Genomic DNA, 24,641 nt, shown 5'->3' with positions numbered 1-24,641 from the left:
AGTAAAGCAATGAATAGCAAGTTACCGTGTTGATTGCGCTTGGATCGCACCGGTAAAGCAATGAACTGTACGTTACCGTGTTGATAGCGCTTGAATCGCACCGGTAAAGCAATGAACTGTACGTTACCGTGTTGATTGGACCTGAATCGCACCGAAAAAGCAATGAATAGCAAGTTACCGTGATGATTGCGCCTAAAAATCGCACCGATAAAGCAATGAATAGCAAGTTACCGTGTTGATTGCGCTTGGATCGCACCGGTAAAGCAATGAACTGTACGTTACCGTGTTGATTGCGGTTGAATCGCACCGGTAAAGCAATGAACTGTACGTTACCGTGTTGATAGCGCTTGAATCGCACCGATAAAGCAATGAACTGTACGTTACCGTGTTGATTGCGCCTGAATCGCACCGATAAATCAATGAATAGCAAGTTACCGTGTTGATTGCGCTTGGATCGCACCGGTAAAGCAATGAACAGCAAGTTACCGTGTTGATTGGACCTGAATCGCACCGAAAAAGCAATGAATAGCAAGTTACCGTGTTGATTGCGCTTGGATCGCACCGGTAAAGCATTGAATAGCAAGTTACCGAGTTGATCGGACTTGAATCGCACCGGTAAAGCAATGATATCCAGGTTTCCGTCCCCACTGCTCTTAAATCAAGATGAATCCATAGTGCCAAAATATAGCCTCTGGATCGAAGTATCGACCCAGGGGTTTTTTACCATATCATATTATTTAGTAGCTTTCTGTAATTTATTAATAAATCTTAGAGAACGTCCTGTTCCAATCGCGACCGATTCCAAAGGGTTTGGTGCAATATGGACGGGGACGATAATTTCGTCGCTTAACCAATCTTGTAGGCCATTCAAGAGAGAGCCTCCACCCGTCAGAACGACGCCGCGATCAACAATATCACCACTAAGTTCGGCAGGTGAATTTTCTAAAGTAGCACGAATTGCTTCTAAAATATGAAGCAATGATTCTCTTAAAGCATTCTGGATTTCGAAAGAACTGAGGGTGACGGTTTTCGGCAAACCAGTGACAAGATCCCTACCTCTTACATCCATAGTCCGCTCGGGATGGTTGATTAATGCATAGCCTATTTCTATTTTTATTTGTTCAGCTGTAGATTCTCCAATTAATAAATTATAATTTTTTCGAACATGTTGGATAATATTTTCATCAAACAAATCTCCACCGATTCGAACGGTATTGCACGTGACAACACCACCGTAAGAAATAATGGCAACTTCCGTAGTCCCGCCCCCAATATCCACAATCACGTTTGCAACAGGCTCTTCTACAGGAAGGTCTGCACCAATTGCAGCTGCAACGGGTTCTTCAATAAGATGAACATGTTTCGCTCCACATGTTTTTACTGCATCGTGAATGGCCCTTCTTTCAACAGAAGTCGCTCCTGAAGGTGTACAAACTACTACATCCGGCTTCCTTAGCGCAAACCCAATATTTTTTCCTGCTTTTTTCATTACTTCTTTTAAGAGCCGGCTTGTAATATCAAAATCAGCAATAACACCATCGCGTAATGGCCTTACTGCTACAATATTTCCGGGGGTTTTTCCTATCATGCTTTTTGCCTCTGAACCAACAGCTAGAACTTGTTTTGTATCAGTATTCACCGCTACAACGGATGGTTCGTTTAAAATAATGCCTTTGTTTTTCGTATAAACAAGTACGTTTGCAGTACCTAAGTCGATTCCAATTTCTGAATTAGAAAACATGGTTATCACCATACCTTTACTTTTTTAAAAGCATACAAATATGTACAGTTTTCCATAAGTATAGACAATTTTTTTATAGATTGCTTGTAACAGAAAATGGAAAAGGCGGAAATGTTACAAAAGAAAGCTCAAAAACTATTGATATATATAGAAAGAGAAAAAGAGAGGGTTAGTCGCTGTTATAGAAACTTAACGTTCCTGTAAAGAAGGTAATCATCGCAACAAAAAACAGCCCAAACCCTAGGCTGTTTATTCATTATTTAATTTATTTGAGAAGAATGCTGCCAAATCCTTACTCTCTTGTTTACGTACTTTTCGATGAGCAGCCCTTAATTCTGCTGTTTCATTCAGCCATCGTTCTTCCTCTGTTTCCGGGATAACTTGTGGAACTGAAGTTGGTTTACCATTATCATCCAAAGCAACAAACGTTAAAAAAGATAAAGCCGCAATTGATTTTTCTCCAGTTAATAAGTGTTCAGAGGTGACTTTTACAAAGACTTCCATTGAACTTCTTCCTGTCCATGTAACCATCGCTTTTAAGGTAACTGCATCACCAATTCGAATTGGTTTTATAAAATCAACGGAATCCGTTGACGCTGTAACGACTAAATTGCGAGCGAATTTTATGGCGGAAATCGAAGCAACATCATCGATATAAGCCATTAATTTCCCCCCAAACAATGTCCCAAGATGATTAGCATCTGGAGGAAAAACATGACTTGTCTTAATCGTTACTGTATCTTTCATCAATTTCTTATCTGCTTGCTCCATCTAATTCACCTCTTGACGATAGATTACCATTAGTATACCACTGATCAGAATTTCAATAGCATATTGTTGGAGAAAGGTTTATTAGGAAAAAATTAGGGTATATTAAAAAACGTTAAAAAGTATATTTTGTTCCTCAATATTATAACTACCCTAGTTTGTACTGCAACAAATAACCATTCTTGAGGAGGAGTGATTACATTATGGATAAAGGAATGAGAAGGATTAGATGTAATCCTGATGGATCCATTCTTTTTAAACGCTGGAATAACACTCTTGTCGTAAAAGGAAAATTCGATGCCATTATTGAAACGGCGAGTGGTTATGAACAAACTGATGGGGAAAGAAAAGAATATTACGCTGAACTACTTGAAGAGATGGCAGGGGAATCGGACACATTCAATGATTTAACCGCTGCGGGTATTGAAGCGAATCGAATTGCTTATAAGGAATTTATAAATAATGGATGGGAAACAGATATTCAATATTAAATTAAAAAGAGTCCTGCTGGACTCTTTTTGTTTTTTAGTGCTTAAAATGCCCAATCACCATTTCGGAAAATTGGTTCAGCTGCGCCTTCATCCGTAATTCCATCGATGTCCATTTCTGCCGATCCAATCATAAAATCGACATGTGTGATACTTGAGTTTAAGCCTTTTTCCGCAAGTTCTTCTTGGGACATTTTCTTGCCGCCTTCTAGGCAAAATGCATAGGCGCTTCCGATCGCAAGGTGGTTCGAAGCATTTTCGTCGAATAATGTATTATAAAATAACACATTTGATTGGGAAATTGGTGAGTTAAATGGGACGAGTGCTACTTCTCCAAGATAGTGGGAGCCTTCGTCTGTCTCAACGAGCTGCTTTAAAATTTCTTCGCCTTCTTTAGCTTTTACATCGACAATCCGACCATTTTCAAATGTAATGGTAAATTCATCAATGATGTTACCTGCATAGCTTAATGGTTTTGTACTTGAAACATAACCATTTACGCCATCTTTATGGGGAACCGTAAATACTTCTTCAGTTGGCATATTCGCCATAAATTCATGACCTTTTTCATTTATACTACCAGCTCCAGCCCATAGATGACCTTCAGGTAATTCAATGGTTAAATCTGTACCTGGCGCTGTATAATGGAGCTTTTTATAACGCTTATTATTTAAGTAGTCAACCTTTTCATGAAGTGTTTCATCATGCTGTTTCCATACTTCAACAGGGTTATCTAAATTGGCGCGGGTAGCTGTAAAAATAGCATCCCATAGTTTCGCAACTTGATCTTCAGGAGCTGCATCAGGGAAAACCTTTGCAGCCCAATCTTTAGATGGTGCAGCAATGACGGTCCAGCTTACTTTATCTGATTGTATGTACTGACGATATTTTTCCATTGCCTTGCCAGCCGCCTTTTGGAAATTAGCGATTCGCGAAGGATCGACTCCTTTCATAAGATCCGGACCGGAAGAAACAACTGACATAAAGGCAGCGCCAGCTTCAGCTAGTTCTTCCACCTCACGGGCACGCCAAATCGGATATTCTGTGAACGCTTCATCTGGTGCAAGGTCATATTTGAGTCTAGAAACGACATCATCATTCCAATTCACAACGACGTTTTTGGCCCCTGCTTCATACGCTTTTTTTACAACTAAGCGAATAAATTCTGCATTATCGATCGCTGCATTAACTGCAAGAGTTTGTCCTTTTTGCACATTTACTCCCACTTTTACAGCTAGTTCTGCGTACTTTTCAAGTGTTTCCTGAAAATTGGTCATGGCAATTCTCCTTTTGGTTATGGTCAAAACCTTCTTTTTCATTTTACCAAGCAATGGAAGGAAAGCCAATTCATTCATGCACAAAAAAACCAAAGCCTTAGTTGGCTTTGGATTATTTACCTAGAACAGTTTTTAACGTTTCAATATTTTTATTCATTATACTAAAATAATCATCATTATTCTTTAAGTCGTTTTCTGTAATATATTCCAAGTTGTGCAAGGTGACAGGTGTTGTTCCGGTTTCTTTTTTAACGACATCAGCCACTTTAGTTACTGGGTTTTGATCATAAATAATATAAGATATTTGATGTTCCTTAGCTGTTTCAATAATAGCTTGGAGCTGTTTTTGAGACGGCTCGTTTTCTGGACTTAAACCGGATATGCTAATTTGTTCCAACCCATAACGGTGTTCCCAATATCCATATGAAGCATGTGAAACAAGGATTTCTTTATGATCAGCCGATTCAACTGTTTTTTGCAATTCTTGATCTAATTGTTCTAGTTTCTCTTTTACATCTTGGAAATTCTTTTCAAAGTCATCTTTTGCTGAGGGCATTTCTTCAGTGAGAGCATCCTTAATATTTTCGGCCATTTCTATTGAATTGATAGGATCTAACCAAATATGTGGATCCTTATCGTGATGGTGATGATCGCTATCGTGATCGTCATCATCATGTCTGCTTAATAATTCAATGCCTTTTGAGGCCTCAACGATTGTTACGTTTTCTTTCGTTATGGACTTTTTTGTTTTATCGATGAAAGGTTCAAGTCCGGCACCATTATAAATAAATAAATCTGCATCCGCTATATCCATCATCGCTCTCATAGTCGGTTCAAATGTATGTGCATCAGCGCCAGCAGGATATACGCTTTTCACTTCAACATGGTTTCCACCAATTTTCTTTGTAAAATCCTCAATTGGATAAATAGTTGTAAATATTGTTAATGTTTTGTTGGCTGATTGCTTTTGTTTTTGTGGTGATATCGTGTTACATCCACTTATAAATGTGGCAGTAAGTAACAAGATTGCGAGGATTATTGAATTTTTTTTCATATAATAAATTCCTTTCTGTAAAGAAAACTCTTAGAATGTTGGATTGTATAAGGTATTAAATCGGAATGATTACGATTTGTATCATATAATAAAAATAAATAGATTGCAAGATATTAATTGGAAATGAGTGAAACTTGACTCAAGAAATAAAAATTTGCAAAATATAAGTCACCCGTGTATATTTTATAAGATTGAATAATATTGGTAGGAATACTAGGAATTAGGGGGATGGAAATGTTAAAAAATAAAAGCTTCTTATTTTTACTCACAGTAATTACATCAATATTCTTCGTAACAGCTTGCTCCTCAGGAGAAAATTCAAATAAAAATTCTTGGAAGGCCATTAAGGAAAGAGGAAAAATCGTTGTAGGTACCTCCGGGACACTTTATCCTACATCTTATCATGAACAAGACTCCGATGAACTTACTGGTTTTGAAGTAGAGATTTTAAAGGAACTTGCAAAAAGATTGGATGTAGAAATTGAATTTAAAGAAATGGGATTTGATGGACTTCTAACATCTATTAATAGCGGCGTAATTGATCTTGCCGCGAATGATATTGAAATAACGGACGAAAGAAAAAAGAAAGTGACTTTTTCGGATCCATATAAATATTCGTATGGGACAGCGATCGTCCGTAAAGATGATCTTTCCGGAATCAAATCGTTGGAAGATTTAAAAGGGAAAAAATCTGCTGGAGCAGCTACTTCTATCTATATGGATATTTCGCGTGAATATGGTGCCGAAGAAGTAATTTATGAGAATGCAACGAACGAAGTATATTTACGTGATGTTGCAGTTGGAAGAACAGATGTCATTTTAAATGATTATTATTTACAAACTTTAGCTCTTGCGGCATTTCCGGATTTAAATATTACGATTCATCCCGATATTCGCTATAGCCCTAGTGAAATGGCGATAGTTGTGAAAAAAGATAATAATGAACTTTTAGGAAAAATTAATGAAGTATTAAAAGAAATGAATGAAGATGGAACAATTACCGAACTATCAAAAACATTTTTCAATGGAGCGGACGTTTCCGTAAAACAGGATCTTGATTTCCAGTAAGTGGGAGGTTGAAGAATGAGCAATATTCAATGGCAATATATTTTTGACCTTCAGCTTGCCATAAAATCCTTTCCTTACGTATTACAAGGTATTTGGTACACGATACTTATTTCGTTTGTTGGAATGGCTGTCGGGTTACTGATTGGTTTCTTTTTAGCCCTAGGCAGAATGTCGAAGCATGTGGTATTAAAATGGCCAGCACAAGTTTATATTTCCTTCATGAGAGGAACACCGATGCTCGTATTTTTATTTTTATTGTATTTCGGGCTGCCAATGGTAGGAATTGAATTTAGCGCCATCACATGTGCGTTGATTGGGTTTAGTTTGCACTCTGCCGCATATATGGCTGAGATAAACCGCTCTGCACTAACTTCGGTGAATAAAGGTCAATGGGAAGCTTCCACTGCTTTAGGCTTGTCTTATTGGCAAACAATGAAACTAATCATTTTACCACAGGCCACAAAAATAGCCGTGCCGCCATTGTCTAATGTATTATTGGATTTGATTAAAGCATCTTCATTAGCAGCAATGATTACGGTTCCCGATCTTTTCAATCGTGCAAAAATTGTAGGCGGTCGGGAATTTGATTATATGACGATGTATATACTTGTAGCCTTAATATATTGGGGAATTTGTTCGATTGTCGAACTTGGACAATCATATCTTGAAAAGCGTTATCGATATAGTGAGTGAAGAGAAGCTGGGGATGCTTCTCTTTTTTTTTGCGAAATTTCAAGCTGAAAAGTGATGACGGCCAGTAAAGCCGAGATGACAGCTAATAATCCCAGATAACTGCCAGTAAAATCAAGATCAAGGCCAGTAAGCAATGGCCATCACCAGTAACATCATTTCCACAGCAAATTGCAGCAACATCGTAACGTCTTATCGTAACTTCTTTGTCATTTTTAGCTGGTAATTGCAATTTCTCAAAAAGGTATAATGAAGATATTGATAAAGGAGGCGTCATGATGGATAAATTTGGTGGACTTTCAGAAGAACGAATCCGCAAGGCTTACGAAGAAGGTGAGTTTGATAATCTTCCAGGGGCGGGAAAACCACTTCCAAAAGATACATTGGAGGGGATTCCCGATGAATTGAAAATGGCCTATAGGATCATGAAGAACGCTGGCTACTCACCTGATGAAATGGATGTAAAAAAGGAAATTATGACGATAGAGGATTTGATTCGAAAGTCAGAAGATGAAATTGAGAAAAACGGGCTAAAAAAAGAACTCAATGCAAAGATCTTACAATATAATAGTTTGCTTTCGAAAAAAAGAATCAAAACAAACTCTTCTGTCTTCAAGCAGTATGAAAGCAAAATTGAAAAAAAGTTTTTCTAATCGAAAAGTGATTGAAAATTGTTCCTATCTGTCGATATATAGAATAAGACATATTTAGTTTAGGGTGAAGCAGATGGATAAAACATCACTTATTGGATTAATTCTTGGAATAGTAGCTATAGGGGTAGGAATGGTTTTAAAAGGTGTAAGTCTTTTTGCGCTTATTAATCCTGCAGCTATATTAATTATCATTGTCGGGACGATGGCAAGTGTGATTACCGCTTTTCCGACATCAGAAATAAAAAAAGTACCGAAGTTATTCGGGATTATTTTTAAAGAAAAGAAAAATCTAAAGGCTAAAGATTTAATTGTGGAGTTCTCTGACTTGGCTCAATTAGCTAGAAAAGAAGGACTACTTGCATTAGAAGCAACTATTGATGATATTGAAGATCCATTTATGAAAAATGGCTTGAATCTTGCTGTAGATGGCCAAAGTGCAGACTATATACGTGAAGTATTGAATGAAGAAATCGATGCAATGGAAGATCGCCATGCTGTTGGAGCATCCATATTTTCACAAGCGGGAACATACGCGCCAACGCTTGGTGTACTTGGCGCCGTTATCGGTTTAATTGCTGCCCTTGGTAATATGGATAACACCGACGAATTAGGAAGGGCGATTTCGGCAGCATTTGTTGCCACGATGCTCGGTATATTCACTGGCTACGTTTGGTGGCACCCGTTCGCAAATAAATTAAAGCAAAAGTCAAAAGAGGAAGTTCGCATAAAAGAAATGATGGTCGAAGGAATTTTGTCTATTTTAGAGGGAGAGGCACCACGAGTGATTGAACAAAAATTAGCTTCTTACTTACCTGCCTCAGAACGAAAAGAAATATTTGAGGAAAGTGGTGAAAGACAAAATGTCCAGGCGTAAGAGAGAGAAAAAAGACGAAGCTCATACTGATGAATCTTGGCTCCTTCCTTATGCTGATTTACTGACATTGCTTCTGGCTCTATTTATTGTTCTATTTTCTACTAGTTCCGTTGACGCTCAAAGGTTCCAGGCGCTATCACAAGTATTTAATGGGATTTTTCTTGGAGGAACGGGGCCGCTTGACTATCAGCAACCTATTGAAAATGACGATCATAGTAAAGATAATCCAAAACCTTTGGATGAGGAAAAACAAGAAGAAATGGAAAAAGAAATAGAACAGGATAAGCCTGTTCAAGAAGAAGAAATGATTTTAGATTTAGAAGAGCAGAAGGAACTTGAAGCGATACAGTCAAAAATCAATGCGTATATTCAAAAAAATGACTATAGTAATAAATTTGATACGTCATTGACGACTGAAGGACTTTTACTGACAATCCGTGATAATGTTCTTTTTCAATCTGGAAAAGCGGAAGTTCGGGAAGCAGATAAAAAAACAGCAAAAGAATTAGCCGTTTTACTTGAAATGGAACCACCGAGAAATATCATCATAAGTGGTCATACAGATAATGTACCTATTGGGAATGCTCACTTCCAATCTAACTGGGAGCTAAGTGTCATGAGGGCCGTTAATTTTATGAAGGTTTTACTAGAGGATGAAAAACTTGATCCGAAGTGGTTTAGTGCAAAAGGTTACGGTGAATTCCAGCCAATCGGAGATAATAAAACGGAAGCTGGAAGAGCAAAAAATCGACGGGTCGAGGTTCTAATCTTACCTCGAGTGAAAAACGTGAACGATTAGGAAAAAAATAGACGATGATAAAATCTATTGAATTTTATCATCGTCTATTTATGATGCACCGGAATGATCATTTTACCATTATTTCTTGGGAAATATCCTTTTTCTGTAAAAAATCGTCGCTTCTTGTATGTTTTACTGCTCCCTGAGAATTAAATCTGCAAATTTCCGACCATATTCCTGACATTGATTTAGTTCCGATTGTTCTGGAAACATATCAATCACTAAGTTAGGAAGAAGAAGTTCTACACCTAATTCCTCTATTTTTTCAGAAAATAGTCCTATTGCCGCACCAAAGGTAGAACCATAGTATGAATCGCCTGAACCAAATACGGCAGCTTTTTTTCCTAATAGCTTAACATGATCTAATTCTTCGAAGAAATCCATAAATTCATCAGGGATCTCTCCACCTTCCCATGTATAAGTTCCGATTAAAAACCCATCATAGTCCAGTAGATCAGTGGGAAGTGAGTCGAAGGCTTCCTTCACAGTTACATCAACATTTATTTGTTTAATCCCTTTCACAACTTCTTCAACCAATATTTCTGTGTTCCCAGTCATGCTAGTATATATTAAAATCACTTTTTTCATCATATTTCACTCTTTCATTATGCTAACAACTTTATTTTATCAAAAATGTACGGTAAAAGTTATCACAATGCTGTGAAGAACAGAAGATATATAAGGAGCTTAATATAATTTGACACAAAAACTTTCAAATTATGTTAATATTATTAAAAAATGGTCAATTGGGAAAAGGAAGTAAGATGAGAGAGATTCTGTTATTTATAGCTGCCTATGTTATTGGAAATATGTTAACGGGTTATGTATTAGCAAAGTTTTTTTATCACAAAAACATTCAAAGCGAAGGGAGTGGTAATGTAGGGGCTCGGAATGCCGGACGTATACTTGGCAAAAAAGCTTTTGTCATGACGTTTTTTGGAGACGCCGGTAAAGGAGCTATAGTAGTATTGATTTCTAAGTGGCTTGAATTTAGTGTTGTGGCCCAGTTACTAATTTTATTAGCTGTTACTCTTGGTCATATTTTTCCAATATTATTTCACTTTAAAGGTGGGAAAGGTATGTCGACTTTTATAGGTGGATTATTGGCATTTAATCCGTTATTATTTTCTGCATTTGCAGGCGTCTTTATATTATTTTATTTTATTATTAAAAGTTTAACATTAGCAGGTATGGCTGCTGTAGCTTTATTGCCAGCTATTATGTATTTTTTTCATTTTGATCTATATCCTATTCTTTCTGCTATTTTACTTTCTGCCATGGTTATATTTGCACATCGGCAAAACATTAGAGATAAAATTTTCAGTGAAAGGAAAATCAGCTGATGAGCTTTATTTATAAAATCGCTACTAAACGATCGGAATTTGAACAAATTTTAAAGTTAAATTATCAAACATTTGTGGAAGAAATTCCTCAACATGAAGAAAATGAAACACGAACATTAATAGATAAATTTCATGAGGAAAATACTTATGTTATTTGCATGAAAGATGATCAACTCATAGGGATGATTTGTGTTCGCAGTAAACGACCGTTTTCTTTAGACGGAAAAATTGGAGAAGTAGAACAACATTTACCTGTTGCAGTTGAAAATCCGTGTGAAATAAGACTTTTGGCAGTGGACCCAGTATACCGTAATGGGCGAGCTTTCTTGGGTTTGGCGCAGGCGTTAATCCGCTATTGCTTAAAGTTGGGGTATGATGCGGCACTTATATCCGGAACCACTCGTGAACAAAAACTGTATGGACAAATGGGGTTCCAGCCATTTGCGTATTTAACGGGGGACGACAAAGCAGCCTTTCAGCCTATGTATCTTACAAAATCAACTTTTGATGAAGGGATTGCTGGTAGAATCTTAAAAGAACAGGTGAACTTTTTGCCCGGGCCTGCGACAATTTCCGAGTCGGTAAAAAATGCACTGTCGACATCTCCATATTCACATCGATCAAAAGGCTTTGAAACACTTCTTCAGGCTGTCCAAAAGAAATTAACAGCACTTGTTCATGCAAAATATGTCCAAATTCTACATGGAACAGGGACTTTGGCCAATGATGTAGTAGCGGGACAATTATCATTATTGCCGGGAAAAGGGTTAATTCTTGTCAATGGAGAATTTGGAGAAAGGCTTGTAAATCATGCTGAACGGATGGATCTTGATTTCGATGTTGTCGAAACTGCATGGGGTACCTCTTTTAAAAAAGAGTGTATCGTAGAAGCTGTATCGAATGGGGGATATAACTGGTTATGGGCAGTTCACTGTGAAACATCAACAGGTGTATTGAATGATATCGACATGCTGAAAAGTATTTGTCAGTCCTATAACGTACTGCTTTCTTTAGATTGTATTAGTTCATTGGGAGCAGTTCCGCTAAATCTAGAAGGCGTATTCTTCGCATCTGGTGTAAGTGGAAAAGCTTTGGCGAGTTATTCAGGCCTTTCGTTTGTTTTTCATAGTGAAGAGGTAAAACCAAATAAAAATCTGCCAAGATATCTTGATCTTGGAGCTTACTCTGCAACTGGAGGCATACCTTATTCTCAATCTTCCAATCTGATGACAGCATTAGCCGAGTCGTTAAAAAGATATGATTTCCCTGAAGTAGAATATGAATTAATAGAACAGCGCTATCATCTAATAAGGAATGGTGTTGAGGAAGCAGGGTTAACGGTGTTATCGGAAAAAGATCATTCAGCCAATACTATTATGACCATTTTGCTTCCGAAAGAAATCTCTGTTAAACAACTTGGGGATAATTTATATTTGAATGGATTTAATCTCCACTATGAAAGTTCTTACTTAAACGAAAGAAACTGGATGCAAATTTCTTGTATAAATGATGTTGGGGAAAGAGACATAAAAAAAATGCTTTCTATTCTTAAAGGGCTCTGTCTTGTGGAGAGAGAACCTTCCATAACTTGATAGAAATGCGAACTGCACCTCTATTATGGGGTGCAGTTCATTCGTCTATTGAGCTTTTCGAAGTCGACCAAGTTCCTCGGCCAATGCTTGCATTTCACTAGGACTAAAATGATCCTTTTTCATGACCATTTCATAAATTTCATGAAGTTCCTCATACATTTCTGAATCCATGCTTTCTGATCTAATTGCTCCGATATTAACCATCTTCATTTTAGTTACGATCTCATTAACCATGTATTCAATATTTTCAGGTGTGTTCTTAGACAAATCCACTAGCAGCTCATCCTCTCTATCATCCATATCATTTATCCTTTCATGATGCTAGTGTATTGTCAATAAAAAAAATACCTTTCCTCATAATTTTAAGAAAGGTATGTAAGGCTAAGCAGTTTTATTTATTTCCGCCTTTTCCTCTTTAATTTTTTTTACTACTCTTCTAGTTTCATGAATGACTACACCAGAGAGACCGAGAAGACCAATTAAGTTTGGAATTGCCATTAAACCGTTCATAATATCAGAGAACGTCCAAACAATTTTTAATTCGATAACAGCTCCGATAAAAACAACAAGTACAAAAGCAATTCGATAATAGATGACTACTTTGGCTTTAAATAAATAGGAAAAACATTTTTCACCATAATATGACCAGCCTATAATCGTTGAAGAAGCAAAAAACAATAGTCCAAGAGCAACAATGATAGAGCCGGTGTTTCCGAGGAAGTGTGCAAATGAAACAGAAGTCAAATCGCCTGGTTTTATTGCTGGATCATTGTATAAGCCCGCCATTACAATGGTAATTCCAGTAATCGAACAAATAATGATCGTATCGATAAATACTTGAGTCATGGAAACGAGGGCTTGGCGGCCAGGCATGTCTGTTTTGGCAGCTGCAGCAGCAATTGGAGCAGAACCAAGACCTGCCTCGTTGGAAAAAACTCCGCGTGCAACCCCGTAGCGGATAACCGCACCAATCGCACCACCAGCAACAGCTTTTCCAGTAAATGCATCTGAAAAGATGATTCCGACTGCAGCTGGAATTAATTGGACATTCATCACTAAAACAATAAGTCCACCGATTACATAAAAAACTGCCATAAACGGAACAAAGAAGGAGGTTACCCTACCAATACTTTTTATTCCCCCAATAATGGCAAGTCCAGCAAAAATCATTAATACAAGACCAGTTACGGCCGGCGGTACATGGAAAGTTGTGTTAACAACATTTGATACTGCATTAGATTGAACAAGGTTTCCGATACCAAATGCAGCTATTGCCCCAAAAACGGCAAATAACACTCCTAACCATTTTTGTTTCAACCCGCGTTCTAAATAATACATCGGTCCACCCGACATTTCACCTTTTTCATCCACAACTCGATATTTTACTGCTAAAATAGCTTCGGCATATTTGGTTGCCATTCCAAAGAAGGCGGACAGCCACATCCAAAGTACTGCTCCAGGACCACCAAACACTACTGCAGTAGCTACACCTACAATATTTCCAGTACCAACTGTTGCTGCAAGTGCTGTCATTAATGCTTGGAAATGAGAAATATCACCTTCGGATTTTTTATCCTGTTTAAAACTGAATGCAAGTTTCAATGAATAGGGGAGAAGTCTTAATTGCAAAAATCCGAGTCTAACAGTTAGATAGATTCCAGTACCGACAATAAGGCCGAGTAACGGTATTCCCCATACATAGCCACTAATTGTTTCTAACACTTTCAAAATCTTTTCTGATATTGATCCATGATCTGCCATTACAGTCTTACCCTCCCTTAAACTCTTTTCTCAACTTAAATTATTCTGAAAAGTGTACTAGTATGTCAAGCTTTATTTACTTATTATGTTTTATTGTTAATTAGAAAGGTAAAACATATATCAAGCCTGACTAAATATTGAGGTGTTATGATGGGAAAGACAAGATTGAAAATTAGAAAAGAAAAAAATCATCTAATAAAATTTACGAAAGTTTTGATTCGGAAAATAATGGATAATGATGTCGCTGGAATGGCCGCTCAACTGGCCTACTTCTTTTTGCTTTCTTTATTTCCATTACTTTTTTTTGTCGTCACACTACTACCTTTTACCCCTTTAACTCAACATGATATTTTTAATTTAATCAAAGATATTGCCCCGTCTGAAACTATCGCAATGATAGAAAGAACACTAAATGAAGTAATGCAAAATCGGAGCGGAGGACTCTTGACTGTTGGTATCATCGGTACTTTATGGTCTGCCTCAAATGGTATGAATGCATTAATGAAATCTTTGAATAGGGCATATGAAGTAAAGGAAAAACGCCCATTCCTAGTTGCGAGATCACTTGCAATTGTTTTTACCTTCGCAATGATTTTTGTGTTTATTCTTGCATTATTGCTTCCTGTTTTTGGTAAACAAATAGGAATATTCCTTTTTTCTACTTTTGGTTATTCGGATGTGTTTTTAAACATTTGGGGTGTTATCCGATGGGCACTAAGCCCTGTAATATTATTTATCGTATTTTTAGCTATTTACTATTTAGCCCCTAGCATAAAAATAAAATGTATTACAGCCGTTCCAGGAGCTATTTTTTCAAGTATCGGTTGGATTATTGTCTCATTAGGTTTTTCTTTTTATGTCTCTAATTTCGGAAACTACACTTCCACGTATGGAAGCATTGGAGGAATCATTGTACTAATGCTTTGGTTTTATATCACTGCCATCATCATTATGGTAGGCGGGGAAATTAATGCGCTATTGCCTAAAAAAAATGAGTGTTAATTATAAAAAATCTTCGCAAGGCTGAAATTGTTTTTCTTGAAAAAGCCAAATAAGCCGGTTTTTTATACCTATTATGAAAGTTGCGCTTCCAATAAAATTAGCAGCTCTTTCCTCATAAAAATAACGAATTATTAAAACCTGTATAATACAGCAACAATGTTTGAGAAAAGATTTTTATGCAAAATTCCTGTTAAAGTAGGCAATAATAGTGGGCAAGATGTGGAGAGGATTTGAGTGAATGAATAAAATATTTATGATCATCATTGTAATAGGCTTTCCCCTGATTGTTATCGGATCATTATTACATTTTCCAGGTGTTCTCATGTTCATTATATCTTGTCTAACCATAATCGGCCTTGCTAGTGTCATGGGTAGAGCGACGGAAAGCTTGACGATAGTTGCTGGTCCACGGATTGGCGGATTATTGAACGCCACATTTGGAAATGCCGTCGAGTTAATTATTTCAATTTTTGCTTTAAAGGCAGGGCTTATCAGCATTGTACTTGCTTCATTAACAGGTTCCGTCATTGGAAACCTATTACTTGTAGCAGGGCTGTCATTTTTTGTAGGTGGCTTGAAATTCAAACGACAGAACTTTAATGTTTTCGATGCAAGACATAATTCGGGATTGCTTATGTTTGCAGTTATTGTTGCATTTATTATTCCGGAAATGTTTACAAGAGGGATGGACGAAACAAAAACAATTTCACTGAGTATCGGTGTATCCATTATTATGATGATTCTTTATATAGCTGCCTTATATTTCAAACTAGTCACTCATAGAGGCGTCTATAATACGAGGGAATCTGAAGGAAATATAGAACACGAGGAACCAGAATGGGGAAAAGGCAAAGCTACTATTATTTTGGGCTTGGCCACATTAGCGGTAGCTTATACGTCTGAAAAACTTGTTCATACGTTTCATGAAGTAGGAGCAAAATTTGGTTGGAGTGAGTTATTTATTGGTGTAATCATTGTAGCAATTGTAGGAAATGCGGCAGAACACGCATCGGCAATTTTAATGGCTTTCAAAAATAAAATGGATGTTGCTGTGGAGATTGCAGTTGGATCTACTCTCCAAATTGCCATGTTTGTTGCTCCTATACTTGTGCTGGCATCCTTGTTTTTTCCCGTTTCAATGCCACTCGTTTTCACTATACCTGAAATAGTGGCGATGGTAACTGCCGTTCTATTAACCATTGTGATTGTAAATGATGGGGAATCAAACTGGTTTGAGGGAGCAACCTTACTTGCAGCATATTTTATTATGGGAATAGGTTTTTATTTGCTTTAATATTGGATAAACAGATTGCTTTCGGAAAAACATAAAGGTAAATGATGAAAGGAGTTTGCCTTTATGAAACGTTATCGCTATGGATTGCAGTTAATGATCATTTTACTTTTAATTGTAACAGGACCTACCGATTTTATATCAGCTAAAGGGCAATCAAAAGGGTCCATTCAACTGCCATCATCTGTGGTAAATATAGCAAAGGATAATACGATTCCAAATGAAATGGAAGACTTAATCTATTTGAAGCCAAGCACTTTTACGAAAGAATTGTTTAAGTCATCAAACGAAGCAATCGAGAACCCCAATTTGATTCGAATCTTAAATGAGTCTTCTATTAACAAGTCGCCTCTTTCAATTGGAGTACGCGCGACTATTTTCATGGGGGAGTGGCCATTAAATTACAAATCACATGAAACGCTTCCCAATTGGCAATATCAAAAAATCAATACGAATGTTTATGATAATACAGTCGGAAAAATAAACCACCAAATCAATTATGTGCAGCAAGCGCAAAAGAGGATTAAGGGTGGTTTAACAGGTAGAGTACCCCATCCTGAAGATGTTCAAAAGATGATTCTTATTAAAGCGATGGAGAAAACAAATCTTCCTGTTGCTACAGAAACAGTAATTGGCGCTGGTACAAAACATTCGCAAATATATAATGTCCATCCAAAGCGAATTGGATATTTACATGCCTATGTCCCTGCCTTGATTGAAAAAGGAGAGGTGACTTACGGGGAAGTGTACTTAGTCATAAGAGGGACAAAACGAAAAATAGTTGTCAAAAACGTAACTTCCCAAAAAATCGGGGCTTGGCTCCCAATTCAAGACCATCTATCTTTTTCTTTTACTGCAAATTGAAGATGGGGGACAGTCCCCATAGGGACACGTTCAAAAGGGACAGGATCAAATGAGTATATTCATTTGATCCTGTCCCTTTTATTGTCAGGCATGATTTTTATGCTATGGAAAAATCTATAGAAAAAGAGAGAAAGGCGGAAACGAAATGAAAAAAGGGATACTTATTTTTCCGATTCTGTTTCTTATGGTTTTTCATGCAGCAACAACTCATGCCATCTCCAACCAGCCTATCCACTGGGGATTTAAAAAAGGTTCCAATGAAAAGCAAGCAGATGCTGGTGCACGATATGATAGCCTTCTTGAAAAATATGGAGCCTTTTATAAAGGCAGCTCCGATGAAAAAATATTATATTTAACGTTTGATAATGGTTACGAAAATGGTTACACGGCTAAAATTCTCGATGTTTTAAAAAAAGAAAAAGTTCCTGCTGCGTTTTTTGTTACAGGTCACTACTTAGACAGCGCCTCTGACTTGGCGAAACGGATGGCAGACGAAGGACATATTATCGGAAATCATTCATGGAGCCATCCTGACATGACACAAATCAGCGATGAAAAAATTAGAGCGGAGCTTGCTAAAGTGAAAGAGGCGACCGAAAAAATTACAGGGCAAGCCAATATGCAGTATTTACGGCCACCGCGAGGAATATTAAGCGAACGTACTTTGAAAGTGGCGCAAGATGCCGGCTATGTTCATGTCTTATGGTCATTAGCTTTTAAAGACTGGCAAATTAATCAACAAAAAGGGTGGAAGTATGCTTATGATAATATTATGGCACAGGTCCATCCTGGAGCAGTCATGCTATTGCACACCGTATCAAAAGATAATGCAGACGCACTCGAAAAAGTCATTCAAGATTTGAAAAAACGTGGATACGTATTTAAAAGCCTAGACGACTATATGATGAAAGAAAAAGTGAAAAATCCGATTATAGGTCAATGAAGAGGTTTGACCATCTTGTTGAAGGCGCCATTGCGGATTTGACCAGGTTGGCATAATAAAAAATGATTCATTGTGACCATGAACGGGAATAATTAGCTTCAAGGTCACAATGACCGTTTCATCGTGCCCTTGAATGTGAAATATTCAGGCTCAAGGTCACAATGACCGTTTCATCGTGCCCTTGAATGTGAAATAATCAGGCTCAAGGTCACAATGACCGTTTCATCGTGCCCTTGCATGTGAAATATTTAGCCTCAAGGTCACATTGACCTTTTCATCGTGCCCTTGAATGCGAAATAATCAGCCTTAAGGTCACAATGACCGTTTCATCGTGCCCTTGCATGTGAAATATTCAGCCTCAAGGTCACAATGACCGTTTCATCGTGCCCTTGCATGTGAAATATTCGGCTTCATGGTCACAATGACCGTTTCATCGTGCCCTTGAATGCCAAATAATCAGCCTCAAGGTCACAATGACCACTTCAATCGGACAAGAATAATTTTCTTCCCATGCTTAGGATTACTTTGACATAGTTTTATCAAACAACTATGACATTTTCTAAAAGGACTTAACCAAAAAACTTTCAACAATCAAAAAGCTGATTGAGCTTTGAGTTTCCCTCTACTTCCTCAGGTGAAAAAACATCGCCCCTAATGGTATAATAAATAAATATTTATACGTTCGGGGGAGATGTAATTGTGGCAAGAAGAAATAAAATTTGTCGGACCGTACGATTTTGACTTAGCTTTAAGTAGGCTCGCAATGGATCCGCTAAATATCATTAATCAGAAAGAACGTTCCATAAAGGTTCCGATTTATGATTTAGCACCTGAAGTAGCGACAGTTCAGGCAACTGGAACTACGGACGAGCCAGTATTTTTAGTAAGCGGTGAAAATAGTGCTACAAAATCAAAGGTCATTGAAAGAATATCTGCCGTTTTCCAATGGAAAACATCATTAGCTGAAATTCAAACTCATTTTCTAACTACATCCCTAAATAAAATTTTCCAAAATCACCGAGGAACGCCGATTGTATTAGATTTTTCACCATTTACGACATTAGTAAAATCAATTATACACCAGCAAGTAAATATGAAATTTGCGATTTCCCTAACCGAGCAGTTTGTCAAAACATTCGGCTATGAAATCAGTGGGGTCTATTTTTATCCATCTCCTGAGACCATTGCAAATATAGAACCGGAGACGTTGAGGGCATTAAAATTTAGTCAGCGAAAAGCAGAGTATGTCATAGGGCTTGCAAAAGAAATAGTAAATGGTGCAATAAATTTAGAGTTATTGTCAAAGCTTTCAGATGAAGAGATTATGAAAGAATTAGTAAAAGTACGTGGAATTGGCCCATGGACTGTTCAATGCTATCTTCTTTTTGGACTCGGTAGACCGAATCTGTTCCCCCTTGCAGATATTGGGTTGCAAAATGCGATTAAAGATCTTCATGGACTTGATCGCAAACCAACGAAAGAAGAGATGTTGGAATATAGCGGAGAATGGCAGCCTTATCTAAGCTATGCTTCATTGTATTTATGGAGAAGCATCGAACCGCCTATTAAAGAATTAATTGTAGAATGAGTGATTTATATGAAAAATGAAACATTGATCAAAATAAAACAACAATTTCCACTCACAATAAAACGTCTCGGTATCAACGGGGAAGGTGTCGGCTATTTTAAAAAGAAGGTCGTTTTTGTCCCCGGCGCACTTCCGGATGAAGAAGTCGTTGTAGAAGTGGTTAAAGTTCATCCGAAATTTTCGGAAGCAATCGTTAAAAAGGTACGAAAACGATCCCCTTATAGAGTAAAAGCTCCGTGTCCTGTATACGAACAATGCGGGGGTTGTCAGCTTCAGCATTTGCGTTATGATCAACAATTAAAAGAAAAACGGGATATTTTAATACAAGCGCTGGAAAGACATACGAAAATTTCGATTGAGGATTTAGATATAAGAGAAACGATTGGTATGGAAGATCCGTGGAAATATCGAAATAAAAGTCAATTTCAATTGCGGGAAATGAACGGAAGAGTTGTTGCTGGCCTTTACAGTATGAATTCGCATCGACTCATTAGTGTCCCGGAGTGTATTGTACAACATCCAGCAACCAATAAAGTAAACAATGCTATAAAGCAAATATTCGAAGACTTTAAAGTGCCTATTTATAATGAAAAAACGAAAAAGGGTATCGTCAAAACAATTGTCACAAGAGTAGGAGTGCAAACCGGCCAAGTTCAGGTTGTCATCGTAACGGCAGGCGAAAAGCTACCTCGTAAGGAAATGATTGCTGCTGAAATCAAAAATCGGCTTCCTGAAGTTGTATCAGTTATGCAAAATATTAACCCGAAGCAAACATCACTTGTTTTCGGTGATAAAACGCTCAATATTACTGGCAAGGAATTTATTGATGAGAAAATGAATGAATTTACATACGAGCTCTCGGCACGAGCATTTTTTCAATTAAATCCCGAACAGACAGTAAAACTATATAATGAAGTCAAAAAGGCCGCCGCTCTTAATGGAAAAGAAAAAATTGTAGACGCCTATTGCGGATCGGGAACAATCGGATTATGGCTTGCGGAAGGTGCCTTAGAAATCCGGGGGATGGACGTAATTCCTGAATCGATAGAAGATGCCAAGAAAAATGCCTCGAAGCATGGTGTTAAGAAGGCAAAATATGAAACAGGAAAAGCGGAAGATATTTTACCGAAATGGTTGAAACAAGGCTGGCATCCAGACGTAGTCATTGTCGATCCTCCACGTACAGGCTGCGATCCGAAATTTTTACAAACACTATTAAAAATAAAACCGAAAAAGTTTATTTATGTTTCCTGTAATCCATCTACATTAGCCAAGGATCTGCAAGCAATCAGCCAGATGTATGAAGTGCAGTATATTCAACCTGTAGATATGTTTCCGCAGACAGCGCACGTGGAGTGTATCGCACTTCTCATTTTAAAATTGTAAAAAAATAATAAACATTTCTCATTCCGACCCCGATTTCGTGAAAATAAACATTTTCGATTTTCTGGGTCCTTTTTCTATTATCCCTTGCCCTGTCTGTCTCTTCCCGATTTTTCTTCCGTCTATTATCGGTAACCTCTATTTTAACTCCCGAAAAAATGTGAAAAAAATGCGGAAAAACAGGTAAAAAACGGCATGTGTTGAATTAAAAAACGTCCAAAATGGGAGTTCAGTCGGAAATCTTTATTTTAACTCGAACGGTAGAATGCGGGTTTGAGGGGGGGGGAAGGGTTTAATTTGGTTATACAAAAATAGTGTAATAATTTGCCTAGTCTCTGACTAGGCTTGTATTTTTATAAAGTTTCTCATCACAAAAAATTGCATTCTTCGGGGCGTGAAAGGGGACGCAATATCATACAATTTGATTCTAGTTAAATCCTAATTATAATTCCATCCCTTTACTTTCCCTTTTCATGTATAGTTGGAGTAAGTCATAATAATGAAGCACGAAATGTAATGACGGTGTTAGATGAAAGGGGACATACTATGAGAAGGATTATTTTATCGACAGAGAGTGGAGCGGATTTACCGAAGGATTTAGCTGACAAACATGCTGTTCAAGTGGTCCCAATGCACATAATCATGGATGAACAGGATTATTTAGATGGTTCTTTACCCGTAAAAGACATTTATGACTATTATGAGCGCACAAAGAAAATACCCTATACAACAGCTACTAATCCCCATGAGTATCATGAATTTTTTTCGAAAATAAAAGTTGATTTTCCTAATTGCATCATTATTCATATTGGTTATACGTCAAAGGCATCTTCGTCCTTTCAAAATGCGCTAATCGCCGCGGAAAAGTTTGAAAATCTTTATCTAATTGACGCTTTGAACGTTACTGGTGGATTAGCTGCAATAGTAATGTATGCTGTTAATATGTTAGAGAAAGAACCTTCGATTGATCCCGTTTCCTTAATAGAAAAAATAGAATCAATTGTTCCCAAATCAAGGCTTGCCTTCACTCCCGGCAGTTTAGAGTTTTTAAGAGCAGGCGGAAGGGTAAGTAACATTGCTTATCTCGGAGGGGCTTTGTTAAAAATAAAGCCATGCATTGAATTAATGGAAGGAAAACTTGTATCAACCAAAAAATACCGTGGGAAAATGAGTGCAGTAGCAGAAAAACTTATGCATGATTATTTAAATCAATACAACATTGATAGAGAACAACTTTATTTACTGTATTCTATTGGATTAGATGAAAGTATCAAACAACGGATGGATGAAATAGCAAAAAATACTGGTTTCAAAAATGTAAAATGGATCCAAGCCGGTGCTATGATTTCTACTCATGCTGGACCTGGAGGATTCGGGATAGCCGGATTAGAATTATAGGAACTGTTTAGAAAGTATCCCTGACCAACTTTTTGATGAGAGAAATCACAACTTAAGAAGGATTACTGCATACCATCTTTAATATAAGATAGTAGATAACTATTTTGTATGTCCTCTAACTTCGCTTAGAGGGATCATTGAATTTCATTTTCCTGGAGAGTGATACCAATGTCAGAATTGATTTATGCAGGATCATTAAAGACACTAGAAGATGAAGGTGCAAAAGTAATAAAAGGTGGTAGCCATGCAATTGCAGTATTTGTTCATGAAAAACAAGTCTATGCGGTGGATAACCGTTGTCCGCATATGGGCTTTCCTCTTCATACGGGGAGCTTATGTAATGGGATTTTAACATGTCACTGGCATCATGCTCGCTTTGATATAAAAAGTGGCGGAACCTTGGATCCATGGGCAGATGATGTCGCTGCATATCCAGTCGAAATTAAAGAAGATGACGTTTGGGTCCACCCTGTTCCTTATAATAAGGTAACAATCGAAAAATTAAAACAGCGATTACGTGAAGGTCTTGAGCAAAATTTAAGTCTTGTCATTGCAAAATCAGTTGTTGGATTGATGGAAGCTGGTTTTCCAGCGACTGAGATTGCGCAGGTCGGAGTTGAATTTGGAACGACCCATCGTCAAGATGGCTGGCGATCCGGATTAACGATATTAACAGCTATGACGAATGTATTGCCTATATTGGATAAAACCGGTCAGATTTTAGCATTATTCCAAGGACTCGTTCACGTTGCAAGGGAAAGTTCTGGAAGGGGAACACGCTTTTTACTCGGGGCACTTCCCGTCTTGGATAAAATGAATGCCCAATCATTCGAACAACTATCAGAATGGTATAGTCAAAGTGTGGAAGTTCGTGATTCTCAAGGAGCTGAACGAGTCCTTTTGACCGCGATTGAATTAGGCTTTTCGAATGAGCAGCTTGCTGACATGATGATGACTGCGGTAACGGATCACTTTTATGTGAATACAGGTCATACGCTCGATTTTCATAATAAAGCGTTTGAGATTCTGGGTAAGATTGGTTTTGAGCACAGACCATATGTATTATCATCCTTGTTACCCGGTATCGGTAATTTATCCCGCAGTGAAGAATCCCATAACTGGCAATCACCTGTGAACTTGGTCAAGCCTTTGAAAGAGGCATTTCAGGAATTGCCTGATATTCTTGCTAAAGCCTCAGCTCAAGGAGAAACTGATGTAGATGAAGCAGCATTGGTTGAACAAATTTTATCAGATAATGCCTTAAAAACGGTAAGTATGATGTTGGATGCACTTAAAAGCGGAATCTCCCCTGCACGTTTGGCCCAGCTCGTAGCTTTGGCAGCGGCAGAACGGATTTCCCGTTTCCATGTCCAAAATGAATTCAATGACTGGATTACCGCACTTCATACTTTTACACATGCACATGCGGTACATGTATCGTTACGTCGTTCTACGACACCAGAATTGACGCGAGCTGTTTTTCATGGGGCAATGAGTGTCTATCTTGATCGTTTCCTCAACACACCATCGGCACGAAGACCCGAACCCAAGAATGTAGAAGCTGAACCGCGAAGTTCTTCTGAATTATTGGATATCATGAATCAACAACAACAAGTTGCAGAATCCGCACGTTGGGTAGTGAATTACTTGGCACGCGGCGGTAATAAAAGTGAACTTTTTAATACACTTGGGCATGCTTTGCTAAGGGAGGATGCAGAGTTCCATTCGTTTCAAATGTTTGAAGCTTCGATGGTAGAGCATGACCTTTGGGAAAATGAGGATTCCGAGCTTGCACGTTATGCGCAGGAAACGTTGATCATAGCAGTAACTCGTTATTTGGCAGGTCATGCCCCAACAGCTAGAGAAATGCCAAATACAGCACGGATTGCAATGTGTCTCCACCGCGGAGAAAAGTTATTTGAAGATGATTGATTGTGAAAAAAGAAAAATGTATGTGAGATCTTGATGAATTTAAAGAAGAATTGACTTGATAATATGAAATGCATTATTGATGACAATCTTTTAAAAAAACTACCTATACAATCTGGGATGAATATATTCACT

At 37.6% G+C, this 24,641-nt stretch carries 23 protein-coding genes; 16 read left to right on the top strand and 7 right to left on the bottom strand.

The window, feature by feature from the left end:
* Positions 1–733 precede the first annotated feature (733 nt).
* Together mreBH and NQ185_RS10645 are read right to left on the bottom strand one after the other, a co-directional pair.
* Positions 734–1,741: a rod-share determining protein MreBH gene (gene mreBH, locus NQ185_RS10650; protein WP_257581726.1), complete on the bottom strand. Its 1,008-nt coding sequence runs from the start codon at positions 1,739–1,741 to the stop codon at positions 734–736.
* Between the two features lie 249 nt (positions 1,742–1,990).
* Entirely contained in the window at positions 1,991–2,512 is a 522-nt protein-coding gene (locus tag NQ185_RS10645) for an acyl-CoA thioesterase (RefSeq protein WP_257581725.1), read from the bottom strand.
* 200 nt (positions 2,513–2,712) lie between these two features.
* Here NQ185_RS10645 and NQ185_RS10640 point away from each other — a divergent pair, with 200 nt between their 5' ends.
* Entirely contained in the window at positions 2,713–3,000 is a 288-nt protein-coding gene (locus NQ185_RS10640; protein WP_257581724.1) for a hypothetical protein, read from the top strand.
* A gap of 41 nt (positions 3,001–3,041) precedes the next feature.
* Here NQ185_RS10640 and NQ185_RS10635 read toward each other — a convergent pair whose 3' ends face one another.
* Positions 3,042–4,274, bottom strand: coding sequence for an aminopeptidase (locus tag NQ185_RS10635; RefSeq protein ID WP_257581723.1), 1,233 nt, complete (start codon positions 4,272–4,274; stop codon positions 3,042–3,044).
* A gap of 112 nt (positions 4,275–4,386) precedes the next feature.
* Positions 4,387–5,328 (bottom strand): metal ABC transporter solute-binding protein, Zn/Mn family, encoded by a 942-nt coding sequence (locus NQ185_RS10630; protein WP_257581722.1) that lies wholly within the window; start codon positions 5,326–5,328, stop codon positions 4,387–4,389.
* Positions 5,329–5,562: 234 nt separating this feature from the next.
* Here NQ185_RS10630 and NQ185_RS10625 point away from each other — a divergent pair, with 234 nt between their 5' ends.
* From NQ185_RS10625 to motB, 5 genes are all read left to right on the top strand, one after another.
* Positions 5,563–6,396 carry a transporter substrate-binding domain-containing protein gene (locus tag NQ185_RS10625; protein ID WP_257581721.1) on the top strand — a complete coding sequence of 278 codons (834 nt, stop codon included), beginning with the start codon at positions 5,563–5,565 and terminating at the stop codon, positions 6,394–6,396.
* A 15-nt stretch (positions 6,397–6,411) separates the two neighbouring features.
* Positions 6,412–7,089: an amino acid ABC transporter permease gene (locus NQ185_RS10620; protein ID WP_257581720.1), complete on the top strand. Its 678-nt coding sequence runs from the start codon at positions 6,412–6,414 to the stop codon at positions 7,087–7,089.
* A gap of 275 nt (positions 7,090–7,364) precedes the next feature.
* Positions 7,365–7,739: a DnaJ family domain-containing protein gene (locus tag NQ185_RS10615; RefSeq protein ID WP_257581719.1), complete on the top strand. Its 375-nt coding sequence runs from the start codon at positions 7,365–7,367 to the stop codon at positions 7,737–7,739.
* A gap of 73 nt (positions 7,740–7,812) precedes the next feature.
* A complete protein-coding gene (gene motA / locus NQ185_RS10610; RefSeq protein ID WP_257581718.1) occupies positions 7,813–8,613 on the top strand; it encodes a flagellar motor stator protein MotA in 801 nt (266 codons plus the stop codon).
* On the top strand, positions 8,600–9,412 hold the full coding sequence (gene motB / locus NQ185_RS10605) for a flagellar motor protein MotB (RefSeq protein WP_257581716.1): 813 nt from the start codon (positions 8,600–8,602) through the stop codon (positions 9,410–9,412). Before motA ends, motB begins: the two co-directional genes overlap by 14 nt.
* A gap of 132 nt (positions 9,413–9,544) precedes the next feature.
* Here the strand turns inward: motB and NQ185_RS10600 are convergent, their stop codons facing one another.
* Positions 9,545–10,000: a flavodoxin gene (locus tag NQ185_RS10600; protein WP_257581715.1), complete on the bottom strand. Its 456-nt coding sequence runs from the start codon at positions 9,998–10,000 to the stop codon at positions 9,545–9,547.
* A 131-nt stretch (positions 10,001–10,131) separates the two neighbouring features.
* On the opposite strand from NQ185_RS10600, the gene NQ185_RS10595 reads away from it, so the two are divergent.
* Both NQ185_RS10595 and NQ185_RS10590 read left to right on the top strand, forming a co-directional pair.
* The gene (locus NQ185_RS10595) at positions 10,132–10,755 is read left to right on the top strand and encodes a glycerol-3-phosphate acyltransferase (protein ID WP_257581714.1); all 624 of its coding nucleotides are present in this window, start codon (positions 10,132–10,134) and stop codon (positions 10,753–10,755) included.
* Positions 10,755–12,347, top strand: coding sequence for a GNAT family N-acetyltransferase (locus tag NQ185_RS10590; RefSeq protein ID WP_257581712.1), 1,593 nt, complete (start codon positions 10,755–10,757; stop codon positions 12,345–12,347). The genes NQ185_RS10595 and NQ185_RS10590 overlap by 1 nt, the downstream gene beginning before the upstream one ends.
* 45 nt (positions 12,348–12,392) lie before the next feature.
* Here the strand turns inward: NQ185_RS10590 and NQ185_RS10585 are convergent, their stop codons facing one another.
* Positions 12,393–12,620, bottom strand: a complete 228-nt coding sequence (locus tag NQ185_RS10585; RefSeq protein WP_257581838.1) for a DUF1128 domain-containing protein — start codon at positions 12,618–12,620, stop codon at positions 12,393–12,395.
* A 108-nt stretch (positions 12,621–12,728) separates the two neighbouring features.
* A complete protein-coding gene (locus NQ185_RS10580) occupies positions 12,729–14,108 on the bottom strand; it encodes an alanine/glycine:cation symporter family protein (protein ID WP_257581711.1) in 1,380 nt (459 codons plus the stop codon).
* 150 nt (positions 14,109–14,258) lie between these two features.
* Here NQ185_RS10580 and NQ185_RS10575 point away from each other — a divergent pair, with 150 nt between their 5' ends.
* The 8 genes from NQ185_RS10575 (at position 14,259) to NQ185_RS10540 (ending at position 24,509) form a co-directional block, all read left to right on the top strand.
* Entirely contained in the window at positions 14,259–15,110 is an 852-nt protein-coding gene (locus NQ185_RS10575; RefSeq protein ID WP_257581709.1) for a YihY/virulence factor BrkB family protein, read from the top strand.
* Between the two features lie 238 nt (positions 15,111–15,348).
* A complete protein-coding gene (cax, locus tag NQ185_RS10570; protein WP_257581707.1) occupies positions 15,349–16,404 on the top strand; it encodes a calcium/proton exchanger in 1,056 nt (351 codons plus the stop codon).
* 63 nt (positions 16,405–16,467) lie between these two features.
* Positions 16,468–17,265 carry a YfkD famly protein gene (locus NQ185_RS10565; protein ID WP_257581706.1) on the top strand — a complete coding sequence of 266 codons (798 nt, stop codon included), beginning with the start codon at positions 16,468–16,470 and terminating at the stop codon, positions 17,263–17,265.
* A 145-nt stretch (positions 17,266–17,410) separates the two neighbouring features.
* Positions 17,411–18,208, top strand: coding sequence for a delta-lactam-biosynthetic de-N-acetylase (gene pdaA / locus NQ185_RS10560; RefSeq protein WP_257581705.1), 798 nt, complete (start codon positions 17,411–17,413; stop codon positions 18,206–18,208).
* Positions 18,209–18,905: 697 nt separating this feature from the next.
* Positions 18,906–19,796, top strand: coding sequence for a DNA-3-methyladenine glycosylase family protein (locus tag NQ185_RS10555; protein ID WP_257581704.1), 891 nt, complete (start codon positions 18,906–18,908; stop codon positions 19,794–19,796).
* A 9-nt stretch (positions 19,797–19,805) separates the two neighbouring features.
* Positions 19,806–21,182, top strand: coding sequence for a 23S rRNA (uracil(1939)-C(5))-methyltransferase RlmD (rlmD, locus tag NQ185_RS10550; RefSeq protein ID WP_257581703.1), 1,377 nt, complete (start codon positions 19,806–19,808; stop codon positions 21,180–21,182).
* A gap of 543 nt (positions 21,183–21,725) precedes the next feature.
* Positions 21,726–22,577, top strand: a complete 852-nt coding sequence (locus tag NQ185_RS10545; RefSeq protein WP_257581702.1) for a DegV family protein — start codon at positions 21,726–21,728, stop codon at positions 22,575–22,577.
* Positions 22,578–22,745: 168 nt separating this feature from the next.
* The gene (locus NQ185_RS10540) at positions 22,746–24,509 is read left to right on the top strand and encodes a Rieske (2Fe-2S) protein (RefSeq protein ID WP_257581701.1); all 1,764 of its coding nucleotides are present in this window, start codon (positions 22,746–22,748) and stop codon (positions 24,507–24,509) included.
* The last annotated feature ends 132 nt before the right edge of the window (positions 24,510–24,641 follow it).

It is taken from the genome of Lederbergia panacisoli (assembly GCF_024626525.1).
GTDB lineage: Bacteria > Bacillota > Bacilli > Bacillales > Bacillaceae_C > Lederbergia > Lederbergia panacisoli.
This window is presented reverse-complemented; position numbering and strand designations above follow the sequence as displayed.

What these genes read in the sequence shown, in the direction of transcription:
- NQ185_RS10630 (WP_257581722.1), bottom strand. Translation starts at nt 5,328, where the DNA reads ATGAAAAAAAATTCAATAATCCTCGCAATCTTGTTACTTACTGCCACA.
- NQ185_RS10635 (WP_257581723.1), bottom strand. Translation starts at nt 4,274, where the DNA reads ATGACCAATTTTCAGGAAACACTTGAAAAGTACGCAGAACTAGCTGTA.
- NQ185_RS10625 (WP_257581721.1), top strand. Translation starts at nt 5,563, where the DNA reads ATGTTAAAAAATAAAAGCTTCTTATTTTTACTCACAGTAATTACATCA.
- NQ185_RS10565 (WP_257581706.1), top strand. Translation starts at nt 16,468, where the DNA reads ATGAAACGTTATCGCTATGGATTGCAGTTAATGATCATTTTACTTTTA.
- NQ185_RS10590 (WP_257581712.1), top strand. Translation starts at nt 10,755, where the DNA reads ATGAGCTTTATTTATAAAATCGCTACTAAACGATCGGAATTTGAACAA.
- NQ185_RS10540 (WP_257581701.1), top strand. Translation starts at nt 22,746, where the DNA reads ATGTCAGAATTGATTTATGCAGGATCATTAAAGACACTAGAAGATGAA.
- mreBH (WP_257581726.1), bottom strand. Translation starts at nt 1,741, where the DNA reads ATGTTTTCTAATTCAGAAATTGGAATCGACTTAGGTACTGCAAACGTA.
- NQ185_RS10640 (WP_257581724.1), top strand. Translation starts at nt 2,713, where the DNA reads ATGGATAAAGGAATGAGAAGGATTAGATGTAATCCTGATGGATCCATT.
- cax (WP_257581707.1), top strand. Translation starts at nt 15,349, where the DNA reads ATGAATAAAATATTTATGATCATCATTGTAATAGGCTTTCCCCTGATT.
- NQ185_RS10615 (WP_257581719.1), top strand. Translation starts at nt 7,365, where the DNA reads ATGGATAAATTTGGTGGACTTTCAGAAGAACGAATCCGCAAGGCTTAC.
- NQ185_RS10545 (WP_257581702.1), top strand. Translation starts at nt 21,726, where the DNA reads ATGAGAAGGATTATTTTATCGACAGAGAGTGGAGCGGATTTACCGAAG.
- pdaA (WP_257581705.1), top strand. Translation starts at nt 17,411, where the DNA reads ATGAAAAAAGGGATACTTATTTTTCCGATTCTGTTTCTTATGGTTTTT.
- motA (WP_257581718.1), top strand. Translation starts at nt 7,813, where the DNA reads ATGGATAAAACATCACTTATTGGATTAATTCTTGGAATAGTAGCTATA.
- NQ185_RS10595 (WP_257581714.1), top strand. Translation starts at nt 10,132, where the DNA reads ATGTTAATATTATTAAAAAATGGTCAATTGGGAAAAGGAAGTAAGATG.
- motB (WP_257581716.1), top strand. Translation starts at nt 8,600, where the DNA reads ATGTCCAGGCGTAAGAGAGAGAAAAAAGACGAAGCTCATACTGATGAA.
- NQ185_RS10645 (WP_257581725.1), bottom strand. Translation starts at nt 2,512, where the DNA reads ATGGAGCAAGCAGATAAGAAATTGATGAAAGATACAGTAACGATTAAG.
- rlmD (WP_257581703.1), top strand. Translation starts at nt 19,806, where the DNA reads ATGAAAAATGAAACATTGATCAAAATAAAACAACAATTTCCACTCACA.
- NQ185_RS10580 (WP_257581711.1), bottom strand. Translation starts at nt 14,108, where the DNA reads ATGGCAGATCATGGATCAATATCAGAAAAGATTTTGAAAGTGTTAGAA.
- NQ185_RS10600 (WP_257581715.1), bottom strand. Translation starts at nt 10,000, where the DNA reads ATGAAAAAAGTGATTTTAATATATACTAGCATGACTGGGAACACAGAA.
- NQ185_RS10575 (WP_257581709.1), top strand. Translation starts at nt 14,259, where the DNA reads ATGGGAAAGACAAGATTGAAAATTAGAAAAGAAAAAAATCATCTAATA.
- NQ185_RS10620 (WP_257581720.1), top strand. Translation starts at nt 6,412, where the DNA reads ATGAGCAATATTCAATGGCAATATATTTTTGACCTTCAGCTTGCCATA.